This is a genomic window from Alcanivorax sp. HI0083, assembly GCF_001635175.1.
This window is the reverse complement of record NZ_LWFX01001358.1, coordinates 1-3,607: the sequence shown is the minus strand read 5'-3', so window position 1 is coordinate 3,607 and position 3,607 is coordinate 1. Positions and strand designations below refer to the sequence as shown.

At 56.1% G+C, this 3,607-nt stretch carries 4 protein-coding genes; all 4 read left to right on the top strand.

The features are described 5' to 3' along the window. Window positions 1–538, top strand: a 538-nt coding sequence (locus A3754_RS20450) for a polysaccharide biosynthesis protein (RefSeq protein ID WP_197468744.1), incomplete at its 5' end; no start/stop codon positions are given. 262 nt (window positions 539–800) lie between these two features. Next, window positions 801–2,573, top strand: a complete 1,773-nt coding sequence (locus A3754_RS20445; RefSeq protein ID WP_063521166.1) for an SLC13 family permease — start codon at window positions 801–803, stop codon at window positions 2,571–2,573. Window positions 2,574–2,680: 107 nt separating this feature from the next. Continuing rightward, window positions 2,681–3,028 (top strand): four helix bundle protein, encoded by a 348-nt coding sequence (locus A3754_RS20440; protein ID WP_063521165.1) that lies wholly within the window; start codon window positions 2,681–2,683, stop codon window positions 3,026–3,028. Window positions 3,029–3,093: 65 nt separating this feature from the next. After that, on the top strand, window positions 3,094–3,607 hold a 514-nt coding region (cysC, locus tag A3754_RS20435; RefSeq protein WP_063521164.1), incomplete at its 3' end, for an adenylyl-sulfate kinase.

Here is a 3,607-nt window from a genome sequence, read left to right as displayed (position 1 = left end):
AAAAGGCGGGCCGGTCACCGTGACTCACCCTGATGTGATTCGCTATTTCATGACCATTCCGGAAGCTTCCCAACTGGTGATCCAGGCGGGTGCCATGGCCCAGGGCGGTGAAGTCTTTGTGCTGGATATGGGCGAGCCAGTGCGCATTGTGGACCTGGCGCGGACCATGGTGCATTTGATGGGCATGTCCGTGCGGGATGAGAAGAGCCCGGACGGTGATATCGAGATTGCTTTTTCCGGCCTGCGGCCGGGTGAAAAGCTCTATGAAGAGCTGCTGATCGGTGATTGCAGTACGCGTACCGAGCACGAGATGATCATGCAGGCCCATGAAGAAAAGCTGGAATGGGATGAAATCTCTTTCGCTCTGGAAGCCTTCCGCAAGGCGCTAAGTCGCGCCGACAGGGATGCCCTGCGGGCTTTGCTGCGCAGCTATGTGAATGGGTACGAGCCGAGCGGAGTGAGCGTCGAGGCGCCCAAAAGTGCGCCTAGCCGTGAATTGCCGACAATGGTGGCGAAAACCGCCAGCGCGGTTGAATAGCTTTTCCTGATAATGTCGGATGACGCCTTTCAGGCTAATCCGACCTACAAACCCTGACGTTGAAGCCGCCGCGGTTGTTTCGTCTGTCAGTGTGTAGGTCGAATTAGGCTTGGCCGTAATCCGACATTGTTGGCTGAGACCTTGGTTTTTTGCTTATGTCATATTTGACTAAGTGCTCCCTTTTTATATTCCCTTTGCCCTGTAAAATGCCCTTTTTGCGGTGCGGTTTGTCGCGCGGCCTGGGCTCTGTCTGGTTCATCTGATGACGCTGGAAATACTGATAACACTACTGATTGTACTGGCTGTGCTGGGGGCGCTGGCCAGTAACCGAGTGCCTGCGGATATGACCATGATGGCGGCGCTGGTGCTCGTCTTGATCACGGGCCTTATTTCCCCGGGCGAGGCGCTGTCCGGTTTTGCCAACCCCGGCTTGATGACCATTGCGGCGTTGTACGTGGTGGCGGCTGCCTTGCGGGATACCGGCGCCATTTACTGGGTAGCACACAGGTTGCTGGGCCAGCCCAAGTCCGTGCTCTCCAGCCAGTTTCGGTTGATCGCGCCGGCGTCCATTCTGAGTGCCTTCCTGAACAACACCACGGTTGTGGCGATGATGATTCCTGCGGTGCAGGAATGGGCGCAACGCTTGCGCCTGTCGGCCTCCAAGTTACTGTTGCCACTGAGTTATGCGGCCATTCTTGGCGGTACCTGTACGCTGATTGGCACGAGTACCAATCTGGTAGTGGATGGTTTGGTGCAGGAAAAGGGGTTGCCGGCGTTCGGCATATTCGATGTGGCCTGGGTCGGTGTGCCGGTGCTGCTCGGCGGCGCGGCCTTTATGTTGCTGATTAGCCGTTTTTTGCTGCCGAACCGGGCGAGTATGGCGTCCCAGTGGGAAGATGCCCGTGAGTACCACGTGGAGATGCTGGTGGCGAAAGGTAGCCCGCTGGCGGGCCGGACTATTCAGGATGCAGGGCTGCGGAACCTGACCCATGGCTTCCTGACCGACATTCAGCGTGATGAGCGACTGTTCACAGCGGTTGGCCCGGAAATGACGCTGCAGGAGGGTGATCTGCTGGCGTTTGTCGGGGTGCCAGAGTGCGCGCGGGAGCTGCAACGTATCAACGGCTTGCAGGCCGCCCATGGTGGGGCTCACAAATTGGGCCTGAACAACCACCAGCGCCATCTCGTGGAAGTGGTACTTAGCCCGGAATTTCCCGGTATTGGTCGTTCAGTGAAGGAAACCGGATTCCGGACCCGTTACCAGGCGGCGATTTTGAGTATCAGCCGAAATGGCAAGCGAGTGCCCGGCAAGGTGGGCGAGCAGAGTTTAAAGGTGGGGGATACCTTGCTGCTGGAAACCAGCCAGCAGTTTGTCGAGCAGTATCAGTATCGGCGCGATTTCATGCTGGTGAGCCCATTAAAGGATTCCACTCCCCCGGACTTTCGCCGGGCGCCGCTGGCTGTTGCTGTGCTGGTGGCGATGGTGATGGCGAATGTGTTGGGGCTGGCCTCGACTCTGGAGGCGGCCATGTTTGCGGCCGGCCTGATGATCGCTCTACGCTGTGTCACCGTGAACCGCTCGCGGATGAACGTGAGTGTGAATCTGCCGGTGCTGGTGGTGATCGGTGCCTCTTTTGCGCTGGGTAAAGCCATGGAGTCCAGCGGCGCGGCGGCCTGGATTGTGGAGCAAGTGATCCCGGACGGCGGCTTGTCACCCTTTATGGCGCTGGTGATGATTTACCTGCTGACGGCCGTATTTACCGAAATGATCACTAACAACGCCGCCGCCGTGCTGGTTTTTCCCATTGCCATTGGCGTTGCTGAACAGCTGGGCGTCAGCCCGATGCCCTTTATCGTTGCCGTCATGTTCGCCGCTTCCGCCAGCTTCATGACTCCGCTGGGTTACCAGACCAATCTGATGGTCATGGGGCCAGGGGGCTACACGTTCCGGGATTACCTGAAGATCGGGTTTCCGATGAGTGTGGTGGTGGCGGTGATCAGCCTTAGCGTTATTCCGATGGTTTGGGGGTTTTAGGGAGGCTCTGCCAAACAGCTTTGAGTTGAAAGTGTAAAGTTCAAAGTTGAAAGGAAATACAAAACAATATGGCGCTCCAAGGATGGAGCCAAGCAGGAGGAGCATGGATGCTTCGATTTGAAAATCTGGATGTATGGAAGCGCGGTACTGCGCTTTGTGTGGAGATGTATCGGTATTTTGCCGGGCTCAAGGATTTTGGCTTTCGGGATCAGATTACGCGTTCAGCCTTATCTGTACCCAGTAATATTGCCGAGGGATTTGAGCGCCTTTCCACTAAAGAAAGAGCGCGTTTCTGGAGTTATGCCAAAGGATCTGTCGGTGAGTTGAGAACCCAGATTCATATTGGCCATGAAATCGGTTATATCACCGAAGATAAAGCCGGTCGTTGGCTCTCTGAGTCTGAACAGCTATCAAGGATGCTGGCGACCATGATCAAGGGCATACAGCATGGCTGAGCCCGGGAGTTGAGGGTTGTCCTTTTCAACTTTCAACTTTGAACTTTCAACTGAAGGAATATCGCATGTCTGAGAAATCCCCGTACCAGGAAAAAGCAAACGAATCCAAAGCCCATGTCGTATGGCATGAGTCTAATGTGTCCAAGGCGGATCGCGCCAAGGTTAAGGGCCAGACGCCGAAGTGTATCTGGCTGACGGGTCTGTCCGGTTCCGGTAAGTCCACGCTGGCGAATGCGCTGGAAGTGGCGTTGACCGAACAGGGTAACCACACTTACCTGCTGGATGGCGACAATGTGCGCCACGGCCTGAACAAGAACCTGGGTATGAGTGATGAAGACCGCACCGAGAACATTCGCCGGGTGTCTGAAGTGGCCAAATTGATGGTGGATGCCGGTTTGATTGTGGTAACGGCCTTTATCAGCCCGTTCCGCGCCGATCGCGATGCGGCCCGTGAGTTGTTCGAAGACGGTGAGTTTGTGGAAGTATTTGTGGATGCGCCGCTTGAAGAGTGTGAGAAGCGCGATCCCAAAGGGCTGTACCAGAAAGCGCGCCAGGGCATTATCAAGGAATTCACCGGTA

Coding starts and splice junctions, on each gene's coding strand:
- A3754_RS20440 (WP_063521165.1), top strand. CDS start 2,681: ATGCTTCGATTTGAAAATCTGGATGTATGGAAGCGCGGTACTGCGCTT.
- A3754_RS20445 (WP_063521166.1), top strand. CDS start 801: ATGACGCTGGAAATACTGATAACACTACTGATTGTACTGGCTGTGCTG.